This window comes from Bowmanella yangjiangensis (genome assembly GCF_018531185.1).
Lineage (GTDB): Bacteria > Pseudomonadota > Gammaproteobacteria > Enterobacterales > Alteromonadaceae > Bowmanella > Bowmanella yangjiangensis.
This window is the reverse complement of sequence record NZ_JAHDJU010000002.1, coordinates 710,872-735,964: the sequence shown is the minus strand read 5'-3', so window position 1 is coordinate 735,964 and position 25,093 is coordinate 710,872. Positions and strand designations below refer to the sequence as shown.

Genomic DNA, 25,093 nt, shown 5'->3' with positions numbered 1-25,093 from the left:
TCCATGTCTGATTTCAACTATTTCTATGGCATTGATTTAGCCAAACTGAGTTTCAGTATCCACGGCGAAGACCGCCATGGCAAGGCATGAACTCCTTAACTTCCTTGTCTTATATGACACACCTTCCGTGGTGCGCCAGTCTCATTAACAACAGACATCCTGCCTGCTGCCCTACGGGCCAGCTAAAGCTGCTCAAGCTGGTTCCGGACCAGATTGTCTTTACTGCGAATAAACGAGACGAGACCAAAGACAAAATCTTTGGGAAAGATTTTGGACAGCGTTACGCTGGTCCGAAGGAAAAGCTACAGGGACGTAGCTTTCAAAACGCGCCCGCAAGATTTCCAACAACGACCGGGAATTTTAAGCGGGGAGCAAAGCGGCTCGGGCTGCCTAGGGAGCGGACGTCTTAACAGCTCTGCCCTTTTACTTGTGAACTTGCAATTTTCAGTCTGTCATTTTCACAAACCAACACTCCCAAATCACACTGCTTTTGAGCTAACTTGCTCATCCGGTCAAACGCTTGTGCCGTTGCACGCTGAAATCCCAATAATCCCAAAGCAGCGGATACAGCATCAGGAACACTGATAGCATGAGCATCTTGCACAGTTAGCAAAAGTGCGTTGCTCAGCTCAGCATCACACACGTTTTCCAGCTTGCGGGTCGCGGCATCAGCAGTATTCCAGTTTCTCAGCTTCACTGTGCTGCGACCTTGCGGCCACAACACTTCATCCGGCCCCACTTTAATAAACTCTTTGGCCGCTGCGCTTTGAATTGCTTGGTTTACGATGCGTCTAATTTTAGCGCCCACCCGAGTCAGTCCAGCGGCGTTCGCCAGCCGAGTGGCAACCAATGAAGCAAATATCGGGTATTCAGTTTCTACGATACGCTCAACTGCATGCACCAGCATACTTAATGGGATGGCGCTAAAATCGTCGACTTGTGGGATGTTTAGGTTAGACACATCGGTTCTTCTGTAAGGCGTTGTGCAAGCCTCGAACTCAGGTTGTTCCTCTTCAACCCTTAGAATGGGTGCCGAAACAGGCTCAAGCGAGGCAACACTGGACTTCGCCAGTTGAGTGCTATTCGCTTGTGTTGCCAAAGACTGCATCAGTTCGTCGTGCAGTGTTATTGCTTTAACTATCAGCCCCTTCAGGCGCTGCAACTCAGCTTCGGGATCTCTAAACCAATCGGTTGACCAAATTCTCTCAAAGCTCCAACCAAGCCCTTCTAATACACTTTGTCTAAGCCGTTCACGGTCACGCGCCGACGCAGCCTCATAATAGCCGGCACCGTCATATTCCAAGGCCAATACGAATTTAGTTGGATCTTGAGGATGCCTTATCGCCAAATCGATGTAGTATCCCTGACTGCCAACTTTAGTTGCAACCTGGTAACCAAGACGTTGGATCGCCTGATGCAGCAGGGCACCAAAGGCGAAACTCTGTTTTTGCTCTTGTTCATGAGATTTACTCAACTGACCTGATTCAGCGAATTGTAAAAAGATTTGTAACGAGCGAACACCAAACGGACTGTCTGCCTCAACTTTTAATTCTTCACCTTTGAAATTTGCAAAAACTTCCATTGCTAGGCGAGCGCGTGAAATAAGAACATTTAACCGTCGCTCGCCACCTGGCTTATTTAGTAGGCCGAAATTCTGACTAAGCTGGCCATTTTGGGTTTTGCCATAACAAATACTGATATAAATAACGTCGCGCTCATCCCCTTGCACGTTCTCTAGATTTTTAACAAAAAACTCATCGCCACCCGCATGCCGCGCAAAAAAATCGTCAGTTTCTGGGTGAAGACGGCGCTCCTTCTCCAATTCAAGCAATATGGCATCACGCTGTGACAAACTAAAAGCAACTACGCCCAGAGATAAATGGGGCTTGCTCAAAGCATGGTTGAGTATAGCCGCGACTACGGCCTGAACTTCACCGGGGTTTGTACGAGAGCCGCCCTTGTCGTAATGAACGTCTGGTAAATAATGAAGCTTCAATCCTGTCGCATCTGGATGAAAACCAGGGCTTGGAAAAGCAAGCAACTTGTTTTTATAAAACTGGTCATTTGAAACCGCAATCAGCGAATCATGACGTGATCGGTAGTGCCAACGAAGCATTTTACTGGCAGCTCCTCGGGCTTCCATTAAAGCCAGGATACTTTCCATTTCTGCAGTAGCGCTACTCTCCAGGTCTTCTTCTTCCAGCTCAACAGCTTTACCAAATAAATTGCTAGGCGGCATTTGTTTACTGTCGCCCACCACTATTACCTGCCGACCACGCAGCATCGCGCCTAAGGCATCCGGCGCTGGGATTTGGCTGGCTTCATCAAATATGACCAAATCAAAGTCCAAAGCACCTTGCTTCAGATAAGTTGCAATAGACATTGGACTCATCATAAAAATAGGCTTCACTTGCTGAATTACGTTACCAGCATCTGCCAAAAGTTTTCGTATAGGAATATGGCGCTTTTTCTTACCAAGTTCACGCAGCACCAATTCCATTTCACCTTTAGCGGTTTTCTTAGGTAAACGCTCATACAAGCGATTCACCAAGAGCTCTTGCGCGAAGAACAGACTGTCGCCATCAATACGCTTAAAATCTCGTAGGCTTTGCTCATGTTTATTGCGATCGAATCGTCTTATAGACTCAGAATTGTCGTAAGCATAATTGACTAATCCCTGATAGTAGCTAAGTTCGAATGTGGTTATTAGCTGCTCTGGAACGGTATTCCAAGAGTAAGCCAGTTCAGTAATCATACTGATGTTATATGGCTCGAAAGCTTGAACTATCTGATTGTAACGTGCGAAATCGTATAAAAGAGAAGAATTTTTCCAGCCAGCTAACCAATTGCTCAATTGCGAGAATGGCATTGCTAGAAAACCATAGTTTGGCTTGCTGTTATCTATTTGTAGCAACTCGTCTAGTGTTTGCAGTCGTGCCGAAATGTCGTGACATAGCGCTCTCAATGAGTACGCTTGGTCACCAAGACACTTCTTATCCATTCCTTTATCAATCAACGCTGCTAATGAATGCGGTAATTCATTAGAAGCAATTTTCGTGTAAAAAGCACCGATCCAATTGTTTATTTGAGATAGTTCAGCATACTCCGAAAACTCACCTTGCCACTGAGCACCGAAAATCTCAGATAATACCCCTTGATAACTTGCCAGTTCCTTTATTGTGTTTTGGTAGGCTAGTCCGGTATCTAGAGCAGTTAGCCACTCAGCAGTAGATGTAGGCAGCGTACCACGCCACACTCCAGCCAATTTTGCTTTAGATTGGCGGTAGTCAGACGACAAAAAACGCCACCATTTATCAGTTTTCCCAACTAACCCTTGTCGGATACTTAGCAAATCAGTATCTAACGCTTGGGGTATAAAGTGCTGCTCACAGCCTGCTTTTAGTTCTAAGAAGTTAGCCAGACAAGACAGACCGTTATCAATTCGTTTTTTCTCTGATAACCATAACGGGTTATTTACTTTTACATCTTTTAAGTCTGGTACTTCAATCAACCAAGTGGCTGTTGAAATCAATGGATCAACCGCTTGCAAGCTTTCGGGTTTCTCTAACTGCAGAGAATCACTCACAGTCTCAGTTACTGAAAAAAGCTCGCTAAGCAAAGCGCTTACTTCTGCCAACTCTAAGGTTAAAGTCTGTTGTAATGATGGAGAAAAATCAGTGCGACCAGACATAGAGAAAGAATGTTCTGATGGAACGCCAACACGCTCCATTTGTTGAACTAACTCAACAACAAGCTTTTTAACACTGTTATATTGCTCCGAAGTCCACTGTTCGAAAACGTCAAAAGGTAAAGCAGGTAGGCAATTGTCGGGGTCCTTTGCCTTCACTAGCAGCAGACTGCCCAAGGCTTCGATGTAATTCAGGCCACTGCGTAGTATGGGAACTCGAATTGCATGTACATAAGCATCCAGTGAAGTTTTCGACTCGGCTAAATCCAAAAAATCCTGTTCGCGATTTTTTGTTTGCGGCTTTCCTTGATCAAGAGATTCTGCAATTGAGCTCAACACCGCTTTCTTAGTGCTTTTATGGCTGTGCAATTCAAGTGCGGCTAACCCCAAGTGAGTTTCATCCAGCCGTTTTTTTACTACCTCCAGTGCGGCCATTTTTTGCGCGACAAAGAGTACTTTCTTCCCCAAGGCAACGGCTTCAGCGATGATATTGGTGATAGTTTGCGATTTCCCCGTTCCCGGAGGCCCTTGAATAATCAAGTCTGCACCAGACGTCATTGCTAAGATAGCTTCAATTTGACTTGAATCTGCGTCTTTTACTAAGTGGAGCTTTTCAGGGTGATTGAGATCCTCCGGGTTAATATCTATTGTTTGTTCAAACCCATCTCTAAACAAACGACCAATTAACGGCAACTGAGATGGCTTTTTCCCATCAGGCCAGCCAGAAGAATCAAGATCCATATACATTTGAAACTTGCCAAAAGAGAAGAGCCCCAATCCAATTTTATCTTTATGCACCCGCCAAGATGTTTGAGCGGTAACAACGTCGGCAACAGCGTCAAAATAATCTGAGATGGTTATTCCATCTGAATAAGTTGGAAGGATTAACTTGAATTCGGTTCTTAGTTTTGCGGCTAAGGTCAGATTTGATCCCAGTTCTTCGCCGGTATAACGCAACTTAAAACTATCTCTTGCTGAAGAGCGAGTTAATTCGACAGGAACCAGAATCAAGGGTGCGTACCGAGAGACAGAAGAGTTAGTTGGTTCACTCCATTGCAGAAAACCAAGTGCCAAGTATAAGACTTCGACCCCTTGCTCTTGAAGCATTGTATGAGCTTCCGTCTCTAGTTTTAACAGTGTTTTATCCAGCTTGGCCGGTATCAAACCTGTCTGCAGATACTTATCACTAAAACGAGATTCGCCTTTCTTTTGCTCTAAATACAAATCAAGTGGAGGCAATTCAGCTTCATCATCAGACGAATAGAAGGTTCCTTCGTCGTCACTCTCAGCAATTTTTTGTTGATATTCTTCAGGGAGTGGTAAAAAGCTGAGAGATATTTCTTGCTCAACTAGCATTTCAAAAATCTTTGCGGATTGTTCATCAATAATGTCGAGTGATTTTCTACCGCTGCGATAATTCAACTGAGGGTTCGCTCTAAGCCCCATATCAAGCAATTCAAGACGTGCGCGTTCTAGTTGCTGCTCTACAACCATAAAACTCCCTCTCCAACTTTATTGATGAACTATCGCTTTTTCATATATGAGATGGTGAAAAAACAAACATAACACGGCGATTTCTAAAATCAAATCTGCCTCCTTGTGAGACTCAGTAGTATGTAAATCTATTCTCAACTAACTAATGCGAATCAAAGGGGCAGAGCTGTTGAAAGAGCCATTCCCTTTAGGCGGCTGAGCCGCCTTGAGTCCCCCTTTAAACGCCATGCCCAAGCTGGACGCCAGGTAAACGCCTGACGATTATAAGGGATGAGAATCGAGCCGATACGAACACGGAGTGAGTGGAGGCGACCGGCGTTTATCCAGTCCAGTTTGAGCGCTGTATGGCGTCAGGGCGCGCGCTTTCTTTGCGTCTCGTTTCTTTACCGCGTAGGAAAGAAACGGGACTGGCGCACCAGGGATGGTGCGTCATATCCAACAGGGAAGTAAACAAACGTAAAAGCCGAGGGCACTATTGCGCTTCTCGGCTTACCTTCTTCGTTATCCATCTAATACTCTTTGGCGCTTACGCCAAACAGCACTCATTTAAGCGTGCGTGGCACTTCTTCGGATTGATACATAGATATCTGATGATGGTCTGGGTCGGCAATTTCTGCTGACCAGCCGCCGGGGGCATGGCTCACCGGCGTGACTATAGTGACACCTTTTTCGGATAGCGCGGCAACCACATCGTCGATACCGCCATCGGGCAGGTCGAACACAATAATAGGTGTGTTTCCTGGTCGTGACTCCTGTTTAAAGAACAGTAGTTCCACCTCATTGGCCGTTTGCGCTATTAACCAGTCACCGTCTTCACCTTCCATTCTTTGAATTGCCAGCCCCAGCGCATCACGGTAGAAGGCTTCGGTCTTATCAATGTCGTTTACGTAATAACAGATAGCGCCAAGCTTACTTTGACCAAACATTGTCTTTTTCCTTTTTTTGGGTTGATATCATCCTAGGTTGCCGCAAAGGGCCGTTTTGTGAGCTGAGCATAAAAAGATGTCCGTCCGGGTCGTGAGTGGCGAGCATCACATGCTCCCTACAAGGCAATTTGAGTAATGCCTGACGTATGCGGCCAAACGCCAGCCCCTCTTTTAAACCTTTAAGTTCAAGTACATGACTGCCGTCGAACTGACGCCAGCGCCGTTTAATTTGCACTATGCGTTGGCGCAGCGCCGCATCTGACACACGCATTAGCCAGGCTATTTCAGCTTTAGTATGCCCGGTTAAGGCCAACAGCGCGGTCATTTTAAGGCTCGGCGGTAATGTGCTGACAAAAGAGGTGGTTGATGCCTCACTTTGTGTTTGCTCATCACTTAAATAGGCAAATGACGCTTCCCGTTTTCGCCTTCTTATAGCCGAGCGGGCATGAAAGGCTGACTGATTTCGAATAGCGCCAACTAACCAGCGGCGGTTATCAACACAAGCCATATCGGTTCGACCAGTCTCGATGGCGGCAAGCAGTGCGGTCTGAAGCAGATCCTCGGCTTCATCGGCATGCCATGCCAGCTTATGGGCATAGCGCAGAAGCTCGATATAGTGTTTATCTTTTCTTATCACAAATGCAATGCGCCTATCCCAGGGGTCTGCCACGCTATCGGGCAAACGCAGAGATGAACTGTCCTTGTTTGATTTAACTGCCTCTATGGCAATGATTTAGCCAGACGGCGCAAAAACGATCAATAGCGTCAGAGAGAGTTGATGCGATACTGTCATGCTCATTTATAGTCAAACCGACTTCGCACTCCCCCTTGCCTTAGGGTGCAAATCCGCAGACCAGTTCTGGCTTGCACGATTTCAGTGAACACCCCACTGGTCTAAAGGCAGCAAAGATAAAAATACTAAATTAATCGCCCAGCTAAGTTAACCAAAGCCATAAACAAAGAAAGCTATGAATAAGCTGTCTAATCTAATACCTCACTCGCCTTTTACAGCTCGAAAATCAAGACCGAACTCTTCGAGCAAGCGATCTAGCTTTTGTCTATTACCCGGTTCTAGAATGGTTTCATAAACCCATGTGTAGTAACTATTATCAGACAAATTCTTTTGCGCTTTTTCTTGCCCTATAAGCTCGGACAAGGCGATGTATTCCAAATAACAAACGATAATATGGCTTAGAGTATTCCCTTCGTCGTTGCTCCCATAAGGGAAGCCAACTTTTATTATCGGAAATTCATCCTTTATACGCGCTCTGAACTCATCTACGCCAGGTATACCATTTATAATTACATGCCAGTGAAACTGTTCATGCAAGTAAGTAGAAAGCAATTTCACTCTGCTATCCAAATACTCCTTTTGAGTGCTCATAGTAAGAACTGGATGACTGCGTGGTACTTTTTCGTCTTGATTTACCTGAATTTTAGTAGTGTAGATCCAAGGAGTTAGATCATATTCTTTATGCAGAAATTCCAAATCTGATTTAATTTTTAACTCTTCTGTTGATTGATTCACAGTGGTAATTTGTATCTGCGCCTTTATAGAAAATGAAATAAGCAAAGCGCTTAAGCACAAAAATTTAGTCATCATAAAGACCCTCACAAACAATATTAGCAATTCTTTAGACAGCGACACTCAGTGTTCTAACAGGGTCCTTGTCCACCTTTTTCTCGGCGGCTTTTTAGCATGCCTATAAGCCTTTGCCTAGTAAGAGTTTTTTATGTAAGTCCTGCCGTGATCTTCGTGGTTAAAAACCATTCAGAATGCCATTCTCACCACGAAGACCAGAAGAACACGAAGAAAGTCATAAGAGTCAGAGAAAATTGCTCCAATACCATCGCTCTCGCCATTCCATAACCTGAACTGGCTAAACCTCTATAGCTGAAACAACTGCTTTAACAACTTGTATGCCGCAGTCATTTCCATAGGTTGCAACTAGATAACCATCCGGCTGCTGCTCCGCGCTAACTTGGTAGTAAACAACCTTTCTCCCTTCTTCCTCAAAGATGGCGAGCTGGGACGAAAAACTCGGACTGTCTTGTTTACCTAAGTGAAACACGACAGATGATAGCGGCTTACTTTCTAATAATGCGGGTAACCAAACCAATACCTCGTAACCTTCGGGAGATTTAGTGACCTCAATGCTTATCTCAGAGCTATATTTTGACTTCCAATCTTCAAGCAACTCGTCATTAGACATGCAAGTTGTTGCCAGCGCCTTAACAGAGAAGAGAAATAGTAAATAACAGACCTTCATTGTTCCCCTTGCTTCCTCAAACATAGAGGACTTGGTAAGAGATAGTTGCTATTACTTTGTGCCATTTTCATCAAGCCTCAAACCACAATTTTGGCATGCATTGCCCGGTAGCTTAAACTGCTTTATAGACATTACAACTTGGTTCTTTTTACAGTTTGGGCAGAAATAGTTAAACGTAGTGATTAACAGCGCTATTGCGAAAATAAAAGCTCCCACATAGAACGGATTAGTGTAAAAGGTACTGATATGAGTAGATAGCTGAAAGCATGCGGTAAAAATAACCAAAGCAATAAGAAAGAATTTAAATTTTTTGCTTTTATTCAATTCACAACTTCCATTTCAAGAAAAAAACCTAAGCATCTGAGTTGTAAAACTATCTTATAGTTAACTTCTAGGGAACAACAGAGGCGATTGGGGTATATTGTTATTCGCGTTTCCGCTTATACCTATATATGTAGATATTTAATGCTTGCCAAACAGCCATAAAAAGAAAAATAACCAATATGAAATAAAACATAATTGGGTCATCTTCTATTTTCACGTTATCACTATGTCGCATAGGGATTTCTCCCGTGTACAACATTAAAATGAAAAAGAGCAAACTGACAACAATAACCAAATAGCTTCCATACCGACTGTTCTTATCTATTATTTTTCGTTGTTCTAGAGGAATTTTTTCTATTCTTTGGGTTTCTTCAGCTGACAACGCCTTGAGATGTTTTTCAATCTTAGCTGCACGTTCGGGATAACGCTCTCTATCAATGGAGATAAGGCATTCTTCCAGTTCTTCTATGCTGTATTTAGAAAAATCCGGTTCCATTACTTCTCTAAGTATTCATTTGTAAATATCACGAAAGATAATATAAGTTTATTAACTGCCTTTCGCCGACCCAACGATTTTCTTCCTTGAGTAATCAACCAGCTCATCATCAATAGTGTCATCAAATGAGAATGAATAAATCACCCAAGCTTCTTTCGGCCTATAGAAGACAAACTCCAGGCGAACTGGCTGACGCTCAAACATTGCTAAATATGAAATATAGACTAGCCTACCTTCTAAATTCTCGGTACCAAACTTAACTTTACCATGGTATTTACCCACTAGATTTTTTAAGTTCTGTAGCTGATTTTTTACTTTTTGAACATCATCAGCCTTATTATTCACCCATTTATTTGTTGAATATATAGAATCTACTGCCTCAGTTACTTTCCCTGACTCATAAAGATGGAAAAACTTATCTATCTCTTTCTCATAGGATAGCGAACTAAAAGATGTTAAAAGAAAGAAAATGAACATAGTGGATTTTAACTTCATAAATTTCCTTATAATTTAATAAAAACAACAATTCCTAAATTTAACCACGGAGCTTATCCGAACTTCTACAATGTCATTTCTAGCATACCTATAACCCTTTACCTAGTAAGAGTTTTTTAAGTGTTATTGGCTTGCGCTGGCGACAGGCGGACTTGCACTGTGCTATTGCTTCTATACATATCTTTCTACACAACTGCCTAGTTGAGTCAGCAAGCCCCTTCGTGAACTTCGCGTTCTTCGTATTTAAGGAGTCTTAAAATACCGGCCTCACCACGAAGCTTAGAAGAACACGAAGAAAGTCATAAGAGTCAGAGAAAATTGTTCCAATACCATCGCTCAAGCCTTTGCATAACTGCAACCGGCTAACCCTCTCGCCACTTTTGGAAAATGGCGACCACTAAGGACACAAGTGCAGCGCACCAAATGAGATAAATATATAGCTCCCATACGCCGCTGAGCATTATCAATACTGCATATACAAGTGCTATCAGTGTGCAGATCAGTAAGACTGCACTGGAGGGAGTTATCAAGGCGTTGTATTTATTGAACCGAAACACAGACCAAAAATAGCTGACATTAAAAAACGGTAATAACAGCACTAGTGCGCCAAAAGAAAACTGCTCATTAGCAAAAGTTGGAGCAATGTGGCTGATGGTCAGCAGTGACCAAAGTCCAGACACTATCATAAATCCCAGACCAGCCAGCCACTCCCCTTTAACCGGAAGAACAAGGGATAAAACATAAAGCGTCAGTGATAAATAAAACAGCCTTCTACTGTCCATAAATTTCCCTATTGATTTACTGATACTCCCAACAGCACGCTACCAGACTTTCACATGAAGTCAGAATTTTCTCCTGAATCAACGCAACTGGCCTGAGCAACTGGCTTGAATAAAATTTCTCAAATAAACAGACGCCCGATAATGGTATCGGGCGTCTGCACTTTAAATTAGCGTTCTACCTATTTCAGGGCTGGTCATCCAGCAAAGAGAAGATACTCTCTACCGGCACCTCAAAAAAACGCGCCATTTTCAGGGCTATCACCACCGACGGGGTAAAACGCCCGGTTTCCACCGTACTGATGGTTTTGCGTGATACACCGATGGCATCCGCGAGTTCCTGCTGAGAAATCTTTCGCTGAGTACGCAGTTTATGAATATGGTTATCCAGTTGTTCATTCATTGTCTTTGGCCAATCCATACAATACCGGCAGGGCATAGCCAATTAACATCAATGCGGCTAAAAACTGCGCCCACAACGCCACACTCATTAACGCAGGGATTCCATCAGTCAGCATCAAATCGGCAAATAAGCTTAATGTAATTAAACCAATAAAGCCGATACCAAAACCAAACTTGTATCCTCTGACATTCAGGAACTCAGCGTATTCATCGTCAAAGCCGCCTGTCCAGAAGGCCCGTTTGGCTGCTCCGCGACTAAATTTGCTGACACTAAACAGCAAATAGATCATGTAGAAAAACAGCAACACAACTGGCAGGTAAAGTAGCGCCCATCCGCCGCTCAACTCCCATGCCCATACCTCATTCGTGCTATCAATGGCAAAGAATAGCCCTAACACCAAACACAAGATGGCATTTTTCTTAAGTAACAGATTTTCTTGCTCGGCTTTCGACAATGTATTGCTGTTCATCATCATGCTTTCCTTATTCAAATCTTGATACCCTCAAGTATCTTTTGATACCCAAGATAAACAAATGATACCCAAAGGTTACATAATGACAAGATTTATTTTCGATAGCGCAATCGCTTGACTAAGCCGCCCACTATTTATACAAAACCTAACGGAGCAAATAAAAACACGAGGAACATGATGAAACTCAGCCACTATTGGTCTGCCCTTTGCCTAAGCATCGCGCTGCTGGCAGGTTGTCAGAGCGCCAAGGCGCCGGACACCCAGCAGAGCGCGGCACAAATACAACCCGTACAAATTCCCCAATACAATGCCCAAAGCTTTTATGACACGGTGAGTCTGTATGGCTCGTCCATTAACCATAACAACAGCCAGGTGCTGGTCAGCAGTGACGCCAGCGGCGTGTTTAATGCCTACAGTTACCCCCTGGATGGCAGTGCGCCAACTCAATTAACCCATTCCACCACCGATGCCATCAGCGGGGTAAGCTGGTTCCCGGCAGATAACCGAGTGCTCTATACCTCAGATCAAGGTGGTAACGAGCTGCATCATTTATATGTGTTGGAAGAAGACGGTAGCAGCCGCGACATCACCCCAGGTGAAAAGCTCAAAGCACAGTTTATGGGCTGGCATCAGGACGATATTCATTTCTATGTAGCCACCAATGAACGGGATGCCAAATCCTTTGACCTGTACCGCTACGACAGTGAAGACTACAGCCGCACTTTGGTGTTTGAAAATACCCTGGGCTGGGAACTGGGCGATATCAGCAAGAACGGTCACTGGCTTGCACTGAAAAAAATACACAGCAATGCTGATGACGATATTTATGTGGCCAATTTGCAGCAAAGCGCCGCGCCGCCCATGCATATCACCCCCCACGAAGGCAAGGTCAGCCACAATGTCTTCAGCTTTACCCCAGACGGTGACGAGCTGATTTATGGCACTAATGCACAAGGGGAATTTACTCAGGCCTGGTCGTATAACCTGCTGTCCGGTCAGCGTAACTTGCACTATACCGACAACTGGGATGTGTCTTTTGTCTACTACTCGGATAGTGGCCGTTATCAGGTAACCGGCGTTAACGCGGATGCCCAAACCCGCCTGACCATTCTGGATACACACAGTGGTAAAGAGCTGCTGTTACCAGCCCTACCGGCCGGAGATTTGCGCGGGGTAAACTTCAGCCGCGACGAGCAGCGCATGGTGTTCTACATCAATTCCGATGTGTCTCCGTCCAATTTGTTTAGCTGGCAGGTTGGCAGCAGTGCCGCCAAGCAGCTTAGCCAGTCACTAAACCCACACATTGACGCCCAGTATCTGGTTAGCAGTGAGGTAGTGCGCTTCCCCAGTTTTGACGGCATCACTATTCCGGCTATCCAGTACCAACCCAAACAAGCCAGTGCCAGTCATAAAGTACCGGCGATTATCTTTATCCACGGTGGCCCCGGCGGTCAAACCCGCAAGGGCTACAGCGCCATCATCCAGCACCTGGTCAATCATGGTTATGCGGTATTGGGGGTGAATAACCGTGGCTCATCAGGCTATGGCAAAACCTTCTTCCATCTGGATGATAAGCGTCATGGCGAAGACGATCTGCAGGACATTGTTTACAGCAAAAAATACCTGCAAAGCCTGGACTGGGTAGACGGCGAGCGTATTGCCGTGATGGGCGGCAGCTACGGCGGTTACCTGACCATGGCCGCCATGGCCTTTACCGACGAGTTTAAGCTAGGTATCAATATTTTCGGTGTCACCAACTGGGTGCGCACACTGGAAAGCATTCCACCCTGGTGGGAGAGCTTCCGTCAGTCTCTGTACGACGAACTGGGTGATCCGGCTACCGATAAAGCACGCCTGACCCGTATTTCACCGCTATTCCATGCCGACAAAATCAAAAAGCCGGTGCTGGTAGTACAAGGGGCCAACGATCCCAGGGTTCTGCAGGTTGAGAGTGACGAGATGGTAGAAGCCATTCGCGCTAATAATGTGCCGGTGGAATATGTGCTGTTTGCTGATGAAGGCCATGGCTTTCGCAGCAAGGCCAACCGCATTACCGCCCAGGAAGCCTATCTGAAGTTTCTGCAAACCTATCTATAGGTGGCAATTGCGATTAAGGCCCGCATCGTCGGGCCTTTTTTGTTTGTGTTATGCTCGTTACGCAGCGGAACAGCCATACCAGAAAGGAGCGAGCATGGTTAGTCGAATGACATTCTGGGCCAATAAGTTATCCGAACGCTTATGGGTACGGCCGTTATTGATGTGCCTGGTGTCTGTTGTTGCCGCTTTTATGGCCCAGTGGTTGGGTAATAGCGGGCTCTCGGTTTATCTACCCAGCATCAGCCGCGACAGCCTGGAAACCCTGCTGAGCATTATGTCATCCAGCATGCTGGTGATAGCCACCTTCTGCGTGGGCTCTATGGTGGCGGCCTATGCCAGCGCTGGCAACAGTGCCACACCGCGTTCCTTTGCCCTGGTAATTGCCGATGATGTGTCACAAAACGCCCTGGCCACCTTTATCGGCGCCTTTATTTTCAGTGTGGTAGCCATAGTTGCGGTGAAAAACGACTTTTATGCCGAGGGCGGTCACTTTGTGCTGTTTTGTATGACCCTGTCGGTACTGGCCGCAGTGATTGTTACCTTTGTACGCTGGGTCGACCGTATTGCCCGCCTTGGCCGGGTTAACTCCACCATAGATAAAATTGAAGAAGCCACCGCCAAAGCCTTAGAACATCGCAAACAAGCACCGCTAATGGGCGGCATTGCCCTTACCCCTGTGCCAGCCCCGAATATGGAAGTGCACATACTCAAGCCCGGCTATATTCAGCGCATCGAACTTACCAGCATTCAAAAATTGGCCGAGCAGCTGGACATGACCGTCAGGCTATTGGTGTTACCTGGCAGTTTTGTCTTTCCCGGCCAGCCGGTTTTGCTGGTAGGCGGGCAGAGAGCTCTGGAAGAGCAAGATATCAGCACACTGCAAAGTGCCTTTATTCTCGGCAAAAACCGCACCTTTATTGAAGATCCTCGCTTTGGTTTGGTGGTGCTTTCGCAGGTTGCCTGCAAGGCCCTGTCTCCCGCGGTTAATGATGCAGGTACTGCGATAGATGTGCTATCCAGCTTCGCCCGGCTGTTTAGTCAGTGGAATGAGCCAGTGGCCACAGAGGATATGGCCGACTGCAGGTTCGACCGCATCCAAGTGCCTGAACTGGATATGCAGGATCTGTTTGACGATGCCTTTAACGCCATAGGTCGTGACGGTGCAGGCAGTATTGAAGTGGTGCTAAAGCTACAGAAAACCCTGACGGCGCTGGCTGATTGCCCGGCGCCTGGCATGCGTGAAGCAGCCAGATTGCACGCAGCCAGGGCCTTAGCCCGCGCCGAGCAAAGCCTGTCGCTGGACACAGATAAGCAGCAAGCCAGACAAGCAAGTTGCTGCGCTGCGTCAGCTTCATCGGAGTAATTGGACGAAAGACCAATTATCTGAAAAGGATAACAATAAGCCGCTTGTCCCCCCCACAGGAATAGCATAATGTGAACACCTGTTTGAATTATTCGGGATGCACATGACTGGGCTAATTGCACAACAGGTAGAAGGCTTACGCAGCTACTTCAATACCGGTGTCACTAAGGATTTAAGCTGGCGTCGTCAGCAGTTGAATCAATTACTGACTATGACCCTGACTCATCAGCAGGATATTGTTGAGGCGCTCAAACAAGATCTGGGTAAAGCGGAACAGGAAAGCTGGCTGGCGGAAATCGGTTTTCTGGAAGACGATATCAAACACAGCCTCAAGCACCTTGCCAAGTGGTGCAAACCCCGCAAGCTTTCCACCCCTATGCTGGCCCAACCCGGCAGCAGTTGGTTGCAACCCGAGCCACTGGGTACGGTGCTGATTATTGGCGCCTGGAATTACCCCTTTCAGTTACTCTTAGCCCCATTAGTCGCCGCCATTGCTGCAGGGAACTGCGCGGTGGTCAAGCCATCTGAACTGGCCGAACACACCAGCGCCCTGATTGCCCGCTTGCTGCCCCGTTATCTCGACAGTAACGCCTATGCTGTGGTGGAAGGAGGCGTGGAACAAACCACCGAGGTACTTAAACAGAAGTTTGACCATATTCTTTACACCGGCGGTGAAACCGTTGGCAAAATTATCATGAAGGCGGCTGCCGAGCACCTGACCCCAGTAACACTGGAACTGGGTGGCAAAAGCCCCTGCATTGTCGCCAGTGATTGCGATCTGGATGTCACCGCCGCGCGCATTGTGTGGAGCAAATGGATGAACGCCGGGCAAACCTGCGTGGCCCCGGATTACATTCTGGTGGAGAATGCCTTCGCCGATAAACTTATCGCCGCTATTGTCAGCAAGTTAGACGCCTTTTACGGAAAAAATCCGGCGCAAAGCCCAGACTATGGCAGAATTATCAACCCCCGCCACCTGGCCCGGCTGCAGTCGTACCTTGAAGGGCAGAAGGTGGTATGCGGTGGCCAGGTAGATGAAAATACCCGTTATATGGCGCCGACCCTGGTACAAAATCCGGCCCTGGACAGCCCGCTGATGCAGCAGGAAATATTCGGCCCCATCTTGCCTATTGTCGGTCTGGACCGAATTGAACAAGCCAAGGATTTTATCAACCAGCGGGCCAAGCCACTGGCCTTGTACTTGTATACCCGCTCTCAAAGCTTAGAACAGCAGATACTGGCAGGCACCAGTGCCGGTAGCGTCTGTATTAATGACGGCATGATGTTTATGGCCAACCCGGCGCTGCCTTTTGGGGGCGTGGGCAATAGCGGCATGGGCCGTTATCATGGTCAATGGGGTTTTGATACCTTCAGCCATTTAAAGGCCGTAATGAAACGCAGCACCCGCTTTGACATTGACTGGCGTTACCCGCCCTTTAGTGCCAAAAAAATGAAAATGCTCAAGTGGGTGAAATAATGCTACAGCCTTTTCATTTAGCCATACCTGTCACCTCACTGGCCAAGGCCAGACGCTTTTATGGGGAATTACTAGGCTGTGAAACCGGGCGTTTCAGTGAGCAGTGGATAGACTGGAATTTCTTCGGCCATCAGCTAGGGGCTGTTTATCTTTCGAGTGTGATTTTGCAACAGTTTGTGGGCCCTTTATACAAGGCAGAGTGAACGTGGTGTAGTTATTCTACATGAGTGAGTGATAACGCCGTAGAAAGGGCCCACAAGCGCTGCCCAGAGGGTTCAACCCAGTCCCTCCTGCTCGGTGTTGCCGGGCTTTGACTTAGGTCCACTAGGCCTGTAGCCCGGCGTCGTGACCAGAAGGGGCTGGATTTGAACAAAATCAATACTTGAAAGATAAACAGCCCCTAGTCACGCACTTGGTGGAACAGATGCCCAGCGCCCCGGCCCATAAAGAAGTAGATGCCCATGCGGTGCCCGTGCCGCATTTTGGCGTAGTACTGGCCTGGTCTGACTGGCAGCAACTAGCCGACAAACTCACCCATGCCGGCTGTGACTTTGTGATCAAACCCTATATTCGCTTTAAAGGGCAGGCCGGCGAGCAGGCAACCCTGTTTTTACTCGATCCTTGCGGTAATGCCCTGGAATTCAAGGCCTTTAAAGATCTTAATCAACTCTTCGCGGTTTAGGGGCCATCGGCCCCCAGTACCGGCCAGCGAGCCAACAATTGGCCATTACGCATGGCCAGCAAATGGCCAAACTGTAATAACACGGCCTCGCTTTGCAGGGGCCGCAAAAATACCCAGTCATCCACCGCCAGCGGCAGTTGTGCTGAGCCATTTAAACCTTGCTGATTGGAGCTGTCATACAGGCTATTAAAACTCAGCCCAGGCGGTGACCAGGGAGCTGCCAGCCATTTGCCGCCGTAGATAAAAAAGCTCACCTGCTGATTAGGATCCCACCAACTTGCCACGCTGCCCAACCACTCCTGAGTGGGCACTCCCTGATTAAGCTGTTTTTTTAATACCCGGGTGGCAATGGCCGCGGCCGGTTCAAACTCTGCAAGTATTGGCAGGTCAAAATCCAGAGGCTTTAACAGACAAGAACCGACCGACAAATCATTTACTTGTGTGACATCACCGTAGCGCAAAAAGGTGGGGCTACCGGCACCGTTAAAACACAGCGGCCGCTCAAACCACTCTGGGTATGCACTGCGAATCTGTTCCACATAAGCACGATAACGGGCCTGCACTTGTATGAACTCGCGGTCCCCCAAAAAGCCGGGCAATTTACTGACATGGGCGTCGTAACCCATTAAACCGGAAAATTGCAGATGCTCGGGATTTGCTGCCACTAATTCCAGTGCCTTGGCAAAGCTGGCCGGTTCATTAAAGCCGCCGCGATGCAGACCCACATCAATCTCAAAGTTCACTCTCAGCAGCAAGCCTTGCTGTTTGGCCAGTTGCAGGTATTGCTCAAGCCTTGGCAGGCTGTCAATCAGCCATTGCAATTGCTGGGCGGGAACAAAGCCCTGCGGTAATGCTTGCCAGTTCTGATAAAAGGCCGCCGCAGATGCCACGGGCATTGGCTTGCCAAACAGAATGTCGGCATCGGGTTTGGCTTTGGCCAGCGCCTGCAGGAAGGGCAAATGAAACACCATATAAGCATGGCTTTGGGTGCGCTCGGCTATATAGTCAAGCAAGTCGGGGCTTGGCAGCGACTTCACCACAATCCGGTAGGTTTTCTCTGGCTGGCGGCTGAAAAATGCATTTAATACCGCCAGGTTCTGGTCCAGTTTATCCAGGTCAATCAGTAGCGATGGATGGGTGATATCAGCCTTATCTAAAGCAGAAGATAAGCCCTGAAAATAAGGTTCAACGGCACCAGCATTATCCTGCGGCTTGGCCAGCCAGGCACCGCCCAGCACCGCCACACCAGCGCCGGCTTTTAAAAAGGTGCGTCTGCTTGTCATCTCAACCTACTCCATTATCAATTCATTAATCATTGAAACCTTTGCCGAAACAAACAGTACTTACACACCCAAAACTTGCCTTAAATGCGTATTCAGCAGCTTGCCATTAGGGTCCAGGCTTTCCCGAATGGCGAGAAAGTCCTGCCAGTGCTTGGGATACAGTGCCGCCAATTGCGGGGCCTGTAAGGAATGGATCTTGCCCCAATGGGGGCGCCCTTCGTACTGGTGGAAAATCGGTTCAATCTCGGCAAAAAACGGCCGGTAATCCAAGTCGCCAAACTGATGGATAGATAGCACAGCGCTGTCGCGTCCCTGATACATGGACAGCATAATGTCGTCGCTTTTGACATGCCGGTATTCAATAGGAAAACAGGCTGGTAACTTACGTCGCACAATAGTCTCCAGCACCTTACGTAAACATTCCGGCCCGGCTTCCACCGGCACCGAATACTCCATTTCACAAAAGCGCGTGGTTCTGGCATGGGCCAGCACCCGATAAGAGGGGCCGGTCCGAACTACTGGCGGGTTGCCGCCAAAGGCTTTGTCCAGCAACCAGGCATACAGGGATTCCCCTACTCCAGGTAGCCAGGACACAGATTCGAATACCTGACGAAGCTGGTTCAAGGCGCCGGGATCCTCTTCGCCCTGATTCACATCTGCGGCATTGGCCTCATTGGTGGCCACCGAGATACCGAGGGGCGAATAAGGCAAAGCAAAGATTTCAAAGTGGCGGTTTTGTGCCATACGCTGCTCAAGCTCTGAGAGCATCAACTCGAGGGGTTCAACCTGGCTGACTTCGGTCAGACGGTAGGCGCTTTGGCATTGCAAACGCACTCTGGAAACTATACCCAAAGCACCTAAGTGGGTGCGGGCGGCGTTGAATATTTGCGGATGCTGCTGGGCGCTGACGTCCAGCAATTGCCCGTCCACTGTTGCTAAAGTAAGCCCGACCACCTGGGTAGACAGCGAGCCGAAGTGTTTGCCGGTGCCATGGGTTGAAGTGGCAATAGCCCCGGCCAACGACGGATAATCCATATCCGGCAGATTTTGCGTGGCCAGCCCGACACTTTCCAGTAAGGGGCCCAGACTATGCAGGCGCGTGCCGCCCCAAACTTCCGCTTGTAGGGTAGCCGGGTCGTGGCTGACCAATCCCGACAGATAATCTGTGGTCAGCAAGGTATCGTCGGTAGGCACTAAGGCACTAAATGCATGACTGGAGCCCACCGCCCGCACTGTGCCTTTGGCCTGGGTCAAACCTTGCAGCAACTGCTGTTCGTTACGTGGCGCCAGACGCTGCGACGGATAACAGCTGTGATTCTTACCCCAGTTAATCCACGGCAGGGGTTTGCCCGGCACGTAAGGCGCAGCCAGTGGCGGCGAAGCCGGATTAGGTGAACAGCCCGCCATAGGCACAGTAGCGCTGGCGGCCAAGCCTTTGAGTAAGGTACGTCTGCTGATACCGGACGAATTACTTGTCATGCCCCACCTCCTTGGCATCGCCCAACATAAAGTCGATCAGGGTCTGCATATCCTCCTCGGTGCAGGCACTGCAATAGCCCATGGGCGGCATGCCACCTACGCCTTCAATACTGTTTAGCAGGATCTGCTCGCGGCCTTTTTGCATACGCGCCTGCCAGGCCTGAGTATCGCCCAGCAGTGGCGCCCCGGTGTGAGTAACCGCATGGCATTGCAGGCAGTTATGAGTTAACAGCTGCATTTGTTCCGGGGTCATTTGTGCCTGAACAGCGCTGCCTGACAAGCCAGCGATGAGCAGCGCCAGACGAAGTGGAGGTAGAGCCATAAAGCCTCACAGGCATAAATTGGACGAACGTCCAAATTACAGTCCACCCTATTGGTTTGTCAACAGCTTGTTAAGCTACCCGCGGGTTGAGCGAACTTGCCCGGATAGACACAGGGATTGGCGGCTGCCTAGGTATCAGGGCCAATACATTCGTGCAGTATGGTCGAAGCTAGGACTGCGCAGTAAACAAGCTGCCAAACAAGCGCTTCAGGCACTGATAAACAAATTCAGGATTAAATTCACGTCCGCCGTTGGCGTGGGCAAACTCCATCTGGCTAATGGCCGCCAGTATCAGATGGGCATCCTGCCAGGGCATGCTGCTGCCAAAACGCAGACACACAGATTCAATCATCTTTAGCTGCATCTGGGTAAAGGCCTGAATTTTCGCGGCCAGCGGCTCAGCCACGTTGAACGCATACACAAAGTGGCTTTCCACCCCCAGCTCGCGGCGCCGCTGCGTGACGCCAGCCTGAATATGCTGGGTCAGAAAGTCTGCCAACTGGCTGGTCAGCCCGTCCATTTGTGCCGCCGACAACGGGCCATCCGGTAACTGACATTGCTGGTCAATGTTGGCTCTGACCTTGTCACGATAGGGCTGAGTTTGCTCGACAAAGCGGTCAAAGGCCGCCTCAATCAGATTGTCGAGGGAACCGAAATAGTAGCTGGTCAGGGACAAGCGCACCTCGGCACGGCTGGCAATAGTGCGATGTGACAGCGCCGCCAGGCCACCTTCGGCAATCAAATCCAGCGCGGCTTCGAGGATTTTGCCCCGGGTGATCTCACTTTTTACCGTCTTCTTGTCCACCGTGCCGGTCATCCCGTCTCCCCGTTTCACCAAATACAAAAGTCCGACGTTATCCAAGCCCTGTGGGGCAGTCAAGCCGCTTTCACTTGCACAGCACACAGATACAAAGCAACAAATTCATTACAAAGCATTGACAATTCTCGCCACCGGAAATTAAATTGGACGAGTGTCCAATTTAATTAAAACCGACCAACACGGCCGGGCACACACAGGAGAATTCCCATGTACCTTAATTCGAAGCTCAGTGCTTTGGCGCTATCCACCAGCTTAGCCCTCACCTCAGCCTGGGCTCAGGAAGCGCCACCGGCCGAAGACAGTGGTTTGGAAGTCATCATGGTGTCGGCGCAAAAACGCAGCCAAAGCGTGAAAGACGTGCCGATTTCCATCACCGCTATCCCGGCGCAAAAACTTATCGACAACAACCTCAGCACCGCAGAACAGCTATCCAGCAGCATTGCCAACTTCTCGGTAGGACAAACCGGCCAAGGCTTTGCCATTAATATGCGCGGCCTGGGATCGGGATCTAATCAGGGTTTCGAGCAAACCGTAGGCACTTATGTGGACGGGATTTACCGCGGCCGGGCGCAGTTGATGCGCAGTAGCTTTCTGGATGTTGAGCGTATTGAGGTATTGCGCGGCCCCCAGAGCACTTTGTTTGGTAAAAACACCACCGCCGGTGCCCTGAATATCCTCACCGCCAAACCCACCGATGATTTGCGTGGTTATTTGCATGGTGCCTATGAACTGGACAATGGGTACAGCCTGGAAGGCGCGGTGGGCAATGCCCTGACGGACAATTTGCAGGGGCGCGTGGCACTGAAATTGATTAATGAAGACGGCTTTTTGCATAACAGCCTGATGGGCCGCGATGAAGTGGCCCGTAACAGCCTGTTAGGGCGTGTATCCCTGGCCTGGCAACCGGCCGACGATGTGGACGTCCTGCTACGTTACCAGTTTGACCGTGAAGATTCTGACGGTGTGCGAAATGCCCAGCCGGTAGCTGAGCCTATCTACTTAAACGGCGGCGCCCAGTTGCCAGATTATTTTGGCGATCCACGCCAGTATGTACTGGATGATGTGACGCAAAAAGGCTTACGTGAACTGGGGGAAGACGAAGGCACAGACTATCAGGCTGATCATCTGACGTTGGATGTACAGTGGCAGTTGGGGGAGCTGAGCCTGACCTCAGTAACCGGCTGGCAACGCTATGATTTGGCCCTGACCAGTGACGGTGATGATAGCCCGGTGCCGCTGGTGTATCGCCAGTACAATGACGAAGAATACCGCCAGCTCAGCCAGGAATTACGCTTAACCTCCGACTGGCAGGGTGCCTTTAATTTTATCGCCGGCGCTTACTACCAAGAGACCGAACTGGATTTTGCCGAGGCCTATCGCATCTATCCGCTGAATGCATTGGGGCCGCGGGATTACCAGAATGACTCAGACACCTGGGCCTTGTTCAGCCAGTTGGACTACAGTTTTAACGACCACTGGCAGGCAACCCTTGGCCTGCGCTATTCCCAGGAAGACAAACAAGCCTCCCGCACCCTGACGCTGGTAGAGTTATCCAGCGGTGAGGTGATTGCCGAGCAGGACATAGTCAATGTACCGGACATGCTGCAAGCCATGGGACTGCCAGCCCAGCTGCCACCGGAAATCTATCTGGGGATCCTCGCCAGCGAACTACAACTAGAACAGCATGCGGTAAGCGGCGAACGCACCGAGAAGGCCTTTTCGCCAGCCCTGAACATTAAGTACAAGTTTGACGGCGGTATGCTATACGGCGCGGTATCCACCGGCACCAAGGCAGGTGGTTTTGATGCCAGGGCCAATGTGGCCAAAGACTGGGAATTTGAAGACGAGTCAGTCCTGGCTTACGAACTGGGTGCCAAATTGACCCTGGATGACGGCAGTGCCGATCTGAATTTGGCCCTGTTCAATATGGAATTTGAAGATCTGCAAACCTCGACCTTTGATGGCACTGCCGGTTTCTTTGTAGAAAACGGCGGTAAGTCCACCAGTCGCGGCGTTGAACTAGATGGCCGCTGGCAGTTTGCCGATAACTGGCGTTTATCCGGTAACCTCGCCTGGCTGGATTTCAGCTGGGATGAGTTCAAAGGTGCCAAATGCTTCTACAGCCTGATGTATACCCCGGATAATGTTGAAGCCGACGGACAATCTTGCGATATGTCCGGAAAAACCGGGGCCTTTGCGCCCAAATGGTCCGGTTCACTGGATTTGGATTATCTGATGGAAATCGGTGACGGTTTGGAGCTTAAGGTGAATCTGCAAAGCCAATTTAAATCCATGCATTACACAAATTATGATCTCAACCCTTTTACCGCACAAAGCGGCTACGGTAAGTTGAATCTGCGCGTCGCATTAGCCGACTATGCCAATGGTTGGTCGGTGGCCTTGCTGGGTAAAAACCTCACAGACAAAAATACTATCAACTATTCCACCGATATGTCTTTTGGCCCGGTAGGCATGTACAGCGTGTACACCGAACAAGGACGCAGCGTTACCCTGCAGTTCGGTTATCAATTCTAACCAACAAACGCTCGACAATAGCCTGGGTATTAATCCCTTCGGGTAGGCAGCCAAATTGCAGGCTGCTCTGCCCAAGGCGGGCGCGTACAAAAGCCTCGGCAATCCAACCTTCACCATGCAGCAGCAGGGTGGCAGCCTGCCAGCACAGTGCCAGATGCTGCAGAATATGGCGGGCAGCGTATTCAAGGCTTTCCGTTTGTACCAGCATGGCCAGGGTCTGATCTAAACGGCGATCATACAAGGGGTGCCGACCTCTGGCCGCTTCAAGCTCTGCCATCAAGGCATTTAGACAGTCAGACTCCCGCGATAACACCCGCAGTAAATCCAGGCACTGTACGTTGCCCGAGCCTTCCCAGATGGAATTCACCGGCGCTTCCCGGTACAAACGGTTGCAGACATTTTCATCCACATAACCAACACCACCAACACATTCCATGGCTTCAAAGGTTTGTAGTACGGCGCGTTTACAGATCCAGTATTTACCTATACCCGTGGCACAACGCACCAACGCTGCCTGCTTTGCATCCTGCATATTATCCAGGGCATGGGCAATGCGCATACTGATGGCCAGGCTGGCTTCCGCCTCTAAGGCCAAATCCGCCAGCACGTTGAGCATAAGTGGTTGCAAATGCAACGGCCGGCCAAATGCGCTGCGACCGGCCGTATGCCAGATGGCTTCCTTGGCCGCCTGCGCCATCAGGGCCGATGAGCCAATCATGCAGTCATAGCGAGTCAGCGCCACCATCTGAATTATGGTGGCCACGCCGCGTCCTTGCTCTCCCACCAGCCAGCCATGGGCACCACGCAGTTCAATTTCGGCACTGGCATTGGATCTATTGCCCAGTTTGTTTTTAAGACGCTGAATGTGAATTGGGTTCTTGCTGCCATCTTCCCGCCAGCGCGGCACTAAAAAGCATGAAAGCTGATCTTCCACTTTTGCCAGCATTAAAAAGCCATCGCACATGGGGGCCGAGCAAAACCATTTGTGACCAAGCAGGCTGTATAGCTGCCCGGCGCCAGGCTGACCGACAGGCACCGCCACCGTGGTATTGGCCCGCACATCAGAACCGCCCTGCTTTTCGGTCATGGCCATACCTATAGTCAGACCGACTTTTTCATACCAAGGCTTATTGCTCCCATCATAGTGGCCGGACAGAATGCCAGGTAACCAACGACTCGCCACGTCGGGTTGCGTTTGAATAGCTGGCACACTGGCAAAGGTCATGGTTAAGGGGCATCCCGAACCGGGATCGGCGTGATTATGCAGATAGGCCAGGGCCGCCCTGGCCACATGCTTACCCGGCTCCTGCATGGTCCAGGGTAAATGGGTGTGGCCAGCGGTAATGGCCGCCTGCATGAGTTGGTGATAGGCAGGATGGTAATCAACCTGGTCGATACGGTGCCCAAAACGATCGTGGGGGAGAAATTCCGGAATGTGTTTATTGGCCAGGAAACCCGCTTGCAATAATTCATGACCGACCTGATGACCGAAGTCCATAAGCCGGGGGTCAGCCCACGTTGCATCAAAGACCCGCAGCCAATACTGCAACATGCGGTCACCGTGGAAGGCATTGTAGTTTTCAAGCGGCAGGGGTTGATTAAAAACCTGGTGGGTAGAAGCAATGGCATGAGTCAATTCCGTCATTTCGCCTCCTTCCGGCCTGAGCTCAGTCAAGCCAGCGTTTCAC

Annotated in this window: 20 protein-coding genes and 1 pseudogene; 6 read left to right on the top strand and 15 right to left on the bottom strand. The window is 49.0% G+C overall.

Annotated elements, in window-relative coordinates; translation table 11 throughout:
* Positions 1–406: 406 nt before the first annotated feature.
* From KJY73_RS12850 to KJY73_RS12805, 10 genes are all read right to left on the bottom strand, one after another.
* Positions 407–5,182, bottom strand: a complete 4,776-nt coding sequence (locus KJY73_RS12850; RefSeq protein WP_214344126.1) for a DUF3320 domain-containing protein — start codon at positions 5,180–5,182, stop codon at positions 407–409.
* Positions 5,183–5,724: 542 nt separating this feature from the next.
* On the bottom strand, positions 5,725–6,108 hold the full coding sequence (locus KJY73_RS12845) for a VOC family protein (protein WP_214344125.1): 384 nt from the start codon (positions 6,106–6,108) through the stop codon (positions 5,725–5,727).
* Positions 6,092–6,745, bottom strand: a complete 654-nt coding sequence (locus tag KJY73_RS12840) for an RNA polymerase sigma factor (RefSeq protein WP_214344124.1) — start codon at positions 6,743–6,745, stop codon at positions 6,092–6,094. The genes KJY73_RS12845 and KJY73_RS12840 overlap by 17 nt, the downstream gene beginning before the upstream one ends.
* Positions 6,746–7,102: 357 nt before the next feature.
* Positions 7,103–7,711: a hypothetical protein gene (locus KJY73_RS12835; RefSeq protein ID WP_214344123.1), complete on the bottom strand. Its 609-nt coding sequence runs from the start codon at positions 7,709–7,711 to the stop codon at positions 7,103–7,105.
* A gap of 277 nt (positions 7,712–7,988) precedes the next feature.
* The gene (locus tag KJY73_RS12830; protein WP_214344122.1) at positions 7,989–8,402 is read right to left on the bottom strand and encodes a hypothetical protein; all 414 of its coding nucleotides are present in this window, start codon (positions 8,400–8,402) and stop codon (positions 7,989–7,991) included.
* 400 nt (positions 8,403–8,802) lie between these two features.
* Positions 8,803–9,198, bottom strand: a complete 396-nt coding sequence (locus KJY73_RS12825) for a hypothetical protein (RefSeq protein WP_214344121.1) — start codon at positions 9,196–9,198, stop codon at positions 8,803–8,805.
* A gap of 51 nt (positions 9,199–9,249) precedes the next feature.
* Positions 9,250–9,693: a hypothetical protein gene (locus KJY73_RS12820; protein WP_214344120.1), complete on the bottom strand. Its 444-nt coding sequence runs from the start codon at positions 9,691–9,693 to the stop codon at positions 9,250–9,252.
* A gap of 362 nt (positions 9,694–10,055) precedes the next feature.
* Positions 10,056–10,475 carry a hypothetical protein gene (locus KJY73_RS12815; protein WP_214344119.1) on the bottom strand — a complete coding sequence of 140 codons (420 nt, stop codon included), beginning with the start codon at positions 10,473–10,475 and terminating at the stop codon, positions 10,056–10,058.
* A 184-nt stretch (positions 10,476–10,659) separates the two neighbouring features.
* Positions 10,660–10,875: a helix-turn-helix transcriptional regulator gene (locus tag KJY73_RS12810; RefSeq protein ID WP_214344118.1), complete on the bottom strand. Its 216-nt coding sequence runs from the start codon at positions 10,873–10,875 to the stop codon at positions 10,660–10,662.
* Complete coding sequence (locus KJY73_RS12805; RefSeq protein WP_214344117.1) at positions 10,868–11,347, bottom strand: hypothetical protein; 480 nt, start codon at positions 11,345–11,347, stop codon at positions 10,868–10,870. The genes KJY73_RS12810 and KJY73_RS12805 overlap by 8 nt, the downstream gene beginning before the upstream one ends.
* Positions 11,348–11,524: 177 nt before the next feature.
* Here KJY73_RS12805 and KJY73_RS12800 point away from each other — a divergent pair, with 177 nt between their 5' ends.
* The 5 genes and pseudogenes from KJY73_RS12800 to KJY73_RS12780 all read left to right on the top strand — a co-directional run.
* On the top strand, positions 11,525–13,444 hold the full coding sequence (locus tag KJY73_RS12800; protein WP_214344639.1) for a S9 family peptidase: 1,920 nt from the start codon (positions 11,525–11,527) through the stop codon (positions 13,442–13,444).
* A 94-nt stretch (positions 13,445–13,538) separates the two neighbouring features.
* Positions 13,539–14,807: a DUF2254 domain-containing protein gene (locus tag KJY73_RS12795; protein WP_214344116.1), complete on the top strand. Its 1,269-nt coding sequence runs from the start codon at positions 13,539–13,541 to the stop codon at positions 14,805–14,807.
* A 103-nt stretch (positions 14,808–14,910) separates the two neighbouring features.
* Positions 14,911–16,284, top strand: a complete 1,374-nt coding sequence (locus KJY73_RS12790) for an aldehyde dehydrogenase family protein (protein WP_232848591.1) — start codon at positions 14,911–14,913, stop codon at positions 16,282–16,284.
* Complete coding sequence (locus KJY73_RS12785) at positions 16,284–16,487, top strand: hypothetical protein (protein WP_408611380.1); 204 nt, start codon at positions 16,284–16,286, stop codon at positions 16,485–16,487. Before KJY73_RS12790 ends, KJY73_RS12785 begins: the two co-directional genes overlap by 1 nt.
* A gap of 197 nt (positions 16,488–16,684) precedes the next feature.
* Positions 16,685–16,966 (top strand): annotated as a pseudogene (locus KJY73_RS12780) (VOC family protein); the annotation flags it as partial.
* Here the strand turns inward: KJY73_RS12780 and KJY73_RS12775 are convergent.
* The 4 genes from KJY73_RS12775 to KJY73_RS12760 form a co-directional block, all read right to left on the bottom strand.
* On the bottom strand, positions 16,963–18,249 hold the full coding sequence (locus KJY73_RS12775) for an alanine racemase (RefSeq protein WP_214344114.1): 1,287 nt from the start codon (positions 18,247–18,249) through the stop codon (positions 16,963–16,965). The pseudogene KJY73_RS12780 and the gene KJY73_RS12775 overlap by 4 nt on opposite strands.
* A 60-nt stretch (positions 18,250–18,309) precedes the next feature.
* A complete protein-coding gene (locus KJY73_RS12770; RefSeq protein WP_214344113.1) occupies positions 18,310–19,728 on the bottom strand; it encodes a D-arabinono-1,4-lactone oxidase in 1,419 nt (472 codons plus the stop codon).
* Positions 19,718–20,050: a c-type cytochrome gene (locus KJY73_RS12765; RefSeq protein WP_214344112.1), complete on the bottom strand. Its 333-nt coding sequence runs from the start codon at positions 20,048–20,050 to the stop codon at positions 19,718–19,720. Before KJY73_RS12765 ends, KJY73_RS12770 begins: the two co-directional genes overlap by 11 nt.
* Positions 20,051–20,219: 169 nt before the next feature.
* Positions 20,220–20,930: a TetR/AcrR family transcriptional regulator gene (locus KJY73_RS12760; protein ID WP_214344111.1), complete on the bottom strand. Its 711-nt coding sequence runs from the start codon at positions 20,928–20,930 to the stop codon at positions 20,220–20,222.
* A 147-nt stretch (positions 20,931–21,077) separates the two neighbouring features.
* Here KJY73_RS12760 and KJY73_RS12755 point away from each other — a divergent pair, with 147 nt between their 5' ends.
* Positions 21,078–23,405: a TonB-dependent receptor gene (locus KJY73_RS12755; RefSeq protein WP_214344110.1), complete on the top strand. Its 2,328-nt coding sequence runs from the start codon at positions 21,078–21,080 to the stop codon at positions 23,403–23,405.
* Here the strand turns inward: KJY73_RS12755 and KJY73_RS12750 are convergent.
* The gene (locus KJY73_RS12750) at positions 23,377–25,050 is read right to left on the bottom strand and encodes an acyl-CoA dehydrogenase family protein (protein ID WP_214344109.1); all 1,674 of its coding nucleotides are present in this window, start codon (positions 25,048–25,050) and stop codon (positions 23,377–23,379) included. The genes KJY73_RS12755 and KJY73_RS12750 overlap by 29 nt on opposite strands.
* Positions 25,051–25,093 lie beyond the last annotated feature (43 nt).

What these genes read in the sequence shown, in the direction of transcription:
- KJY73_RS12765 (WP_214344112.1), bottom strand. Translation starts at nt 20,050, where the DNA reads ATGGCTCTACCTCCACTTCGTCTGGCGCTGCTCATCGCTGGCTTGTCA.
- KJY73_RS12820 (WP_214344120.1), bottom strand. Translation starts at nt 9,693, where the DNA reads ATGAAGTTAAAATCCACTATGTTCATTTTCTTTCTTTTAACATCTTTT.
- KJY73_RS12755 (WP_214344110.1), top strand. Translation starts at nt 21,078, where the DNA reads ATGTACCTTAATTCGAAGCTCAGTGCTTTGGCGCTATCCACCAGCTTA.
- KJY73_RS12750 (WP_214344109.1), bottom strand. Translation starts at nt 25,050, where the DNA reads ATGACGGAATTGACTCATGCCATTGCTTCTACCCACCAGGTTTTTAAT.
- KJY73_RS12770 (WP_214344113.1), bottom strand. Translation starts at nt 19,728, where the DNA reads ATGACAAGTAATTCGTCCGGTATCAGCAGACGTACCTTACTCAAAGGC.
- KJY73_RS12815 (WP_214344119.1), bottom strand. Translation starts at nt 10,475, where the DNA reads ATGGACAGTAGAAGGCTGTTTTATTTATCACTGACGCTTTATGTTTTA.
- KJY73_RS12810 (WP_214344118.1), bottom strand. Translation starts at nt 10,875, where the DNA reads ATGAATGAACAACTGGATAACCATATTCATAAACTGCGTACTCAGCGA.
- KJY73_RS12785 (WP_408611380.1), top strand. Translation starts at nt 16,284, where the DNA reads ATGCTACAGCCTTTTCATTTAGCCATACCTGTCACCTCACTGGCCAAG.
- KJY73_RS12790 (WP_232848591.1), top strand. Translation starts at nt 14,911, where the DNA reads ATGACTGGGCTAATTGCACAACAGGTAGAAGGCTTACGCAGCTACTTC.
- KJY73_RS12825 (WP_214344121.1), bottom strand. Translation starts at nt 9,198, where the DNA reads ATGGAACCGGATTTTTCTAAATACAGCATAGAAGAACTGGAAGAATGC.
- KJY73_RS12835 (WP_214344123.1), bottom strand. Translation starts at nt 7,711, where the DNA reads ATGATGACTAAATTTTTGTGCTTAAGCGCTTTGCTTATTTCATTTTCT.
- KJY73_RS12805 (WP_214344117.1), bottom strand. Translation starts at nt 11,347, where the DNA reads ATGATGAACAGCAATACATTGTCGAAAGCCGAGCAAGAAAATCTGTTA.
- KJY73_RS12850 (WP_214344126.1), bottom strand. Translation starts at nt 5,182, where the DNA reads ATGGTTGTAGAGCAGCAACTAGAACGCGCACGTCTTGAATTGCTTGAT.
- KJY73_RS12795 (WP_214344116.1), top strand. Translation starts at nt 13,539, where the DNA reads ATGGTTAGTCGAATGACATTCTGGGCCAATAAGTTATCCGAACGCTTA.
- KJY73_RS12845 (WP_214344125.1), bottom strand. Translation starts at nt 6,108, where the DNA reads ATGTTTGGTCAAAGTAAGCTTGGCGCTATCTGTTATTACGTAAACGAC.
- KJY73_RS12830 (WP_214344122.1), bottom strand. Translation starts at nt 8,402, where the DNA reads ATGTTTGAGGAAGCAAGGGGAACAATGAAGGTCTGTTATTTACTATTT.
- KJY73_RS12800 (WP_214344639.1), top strand. Translation starts at nt 11,525, where the DNA reads ATGAAACTCAGCCACTATTGGTCTGCCCTTTGCCTAAGCATCGCGCTG.
- KJY73_RS12775 (WP_214344114.1), bottom strand. Translation starts at nt 18,249, where the DNA reads ATGACAAGCAGACGCACCTTTTTAAAAGCCGGCGCTGGTGTGGCGGTG.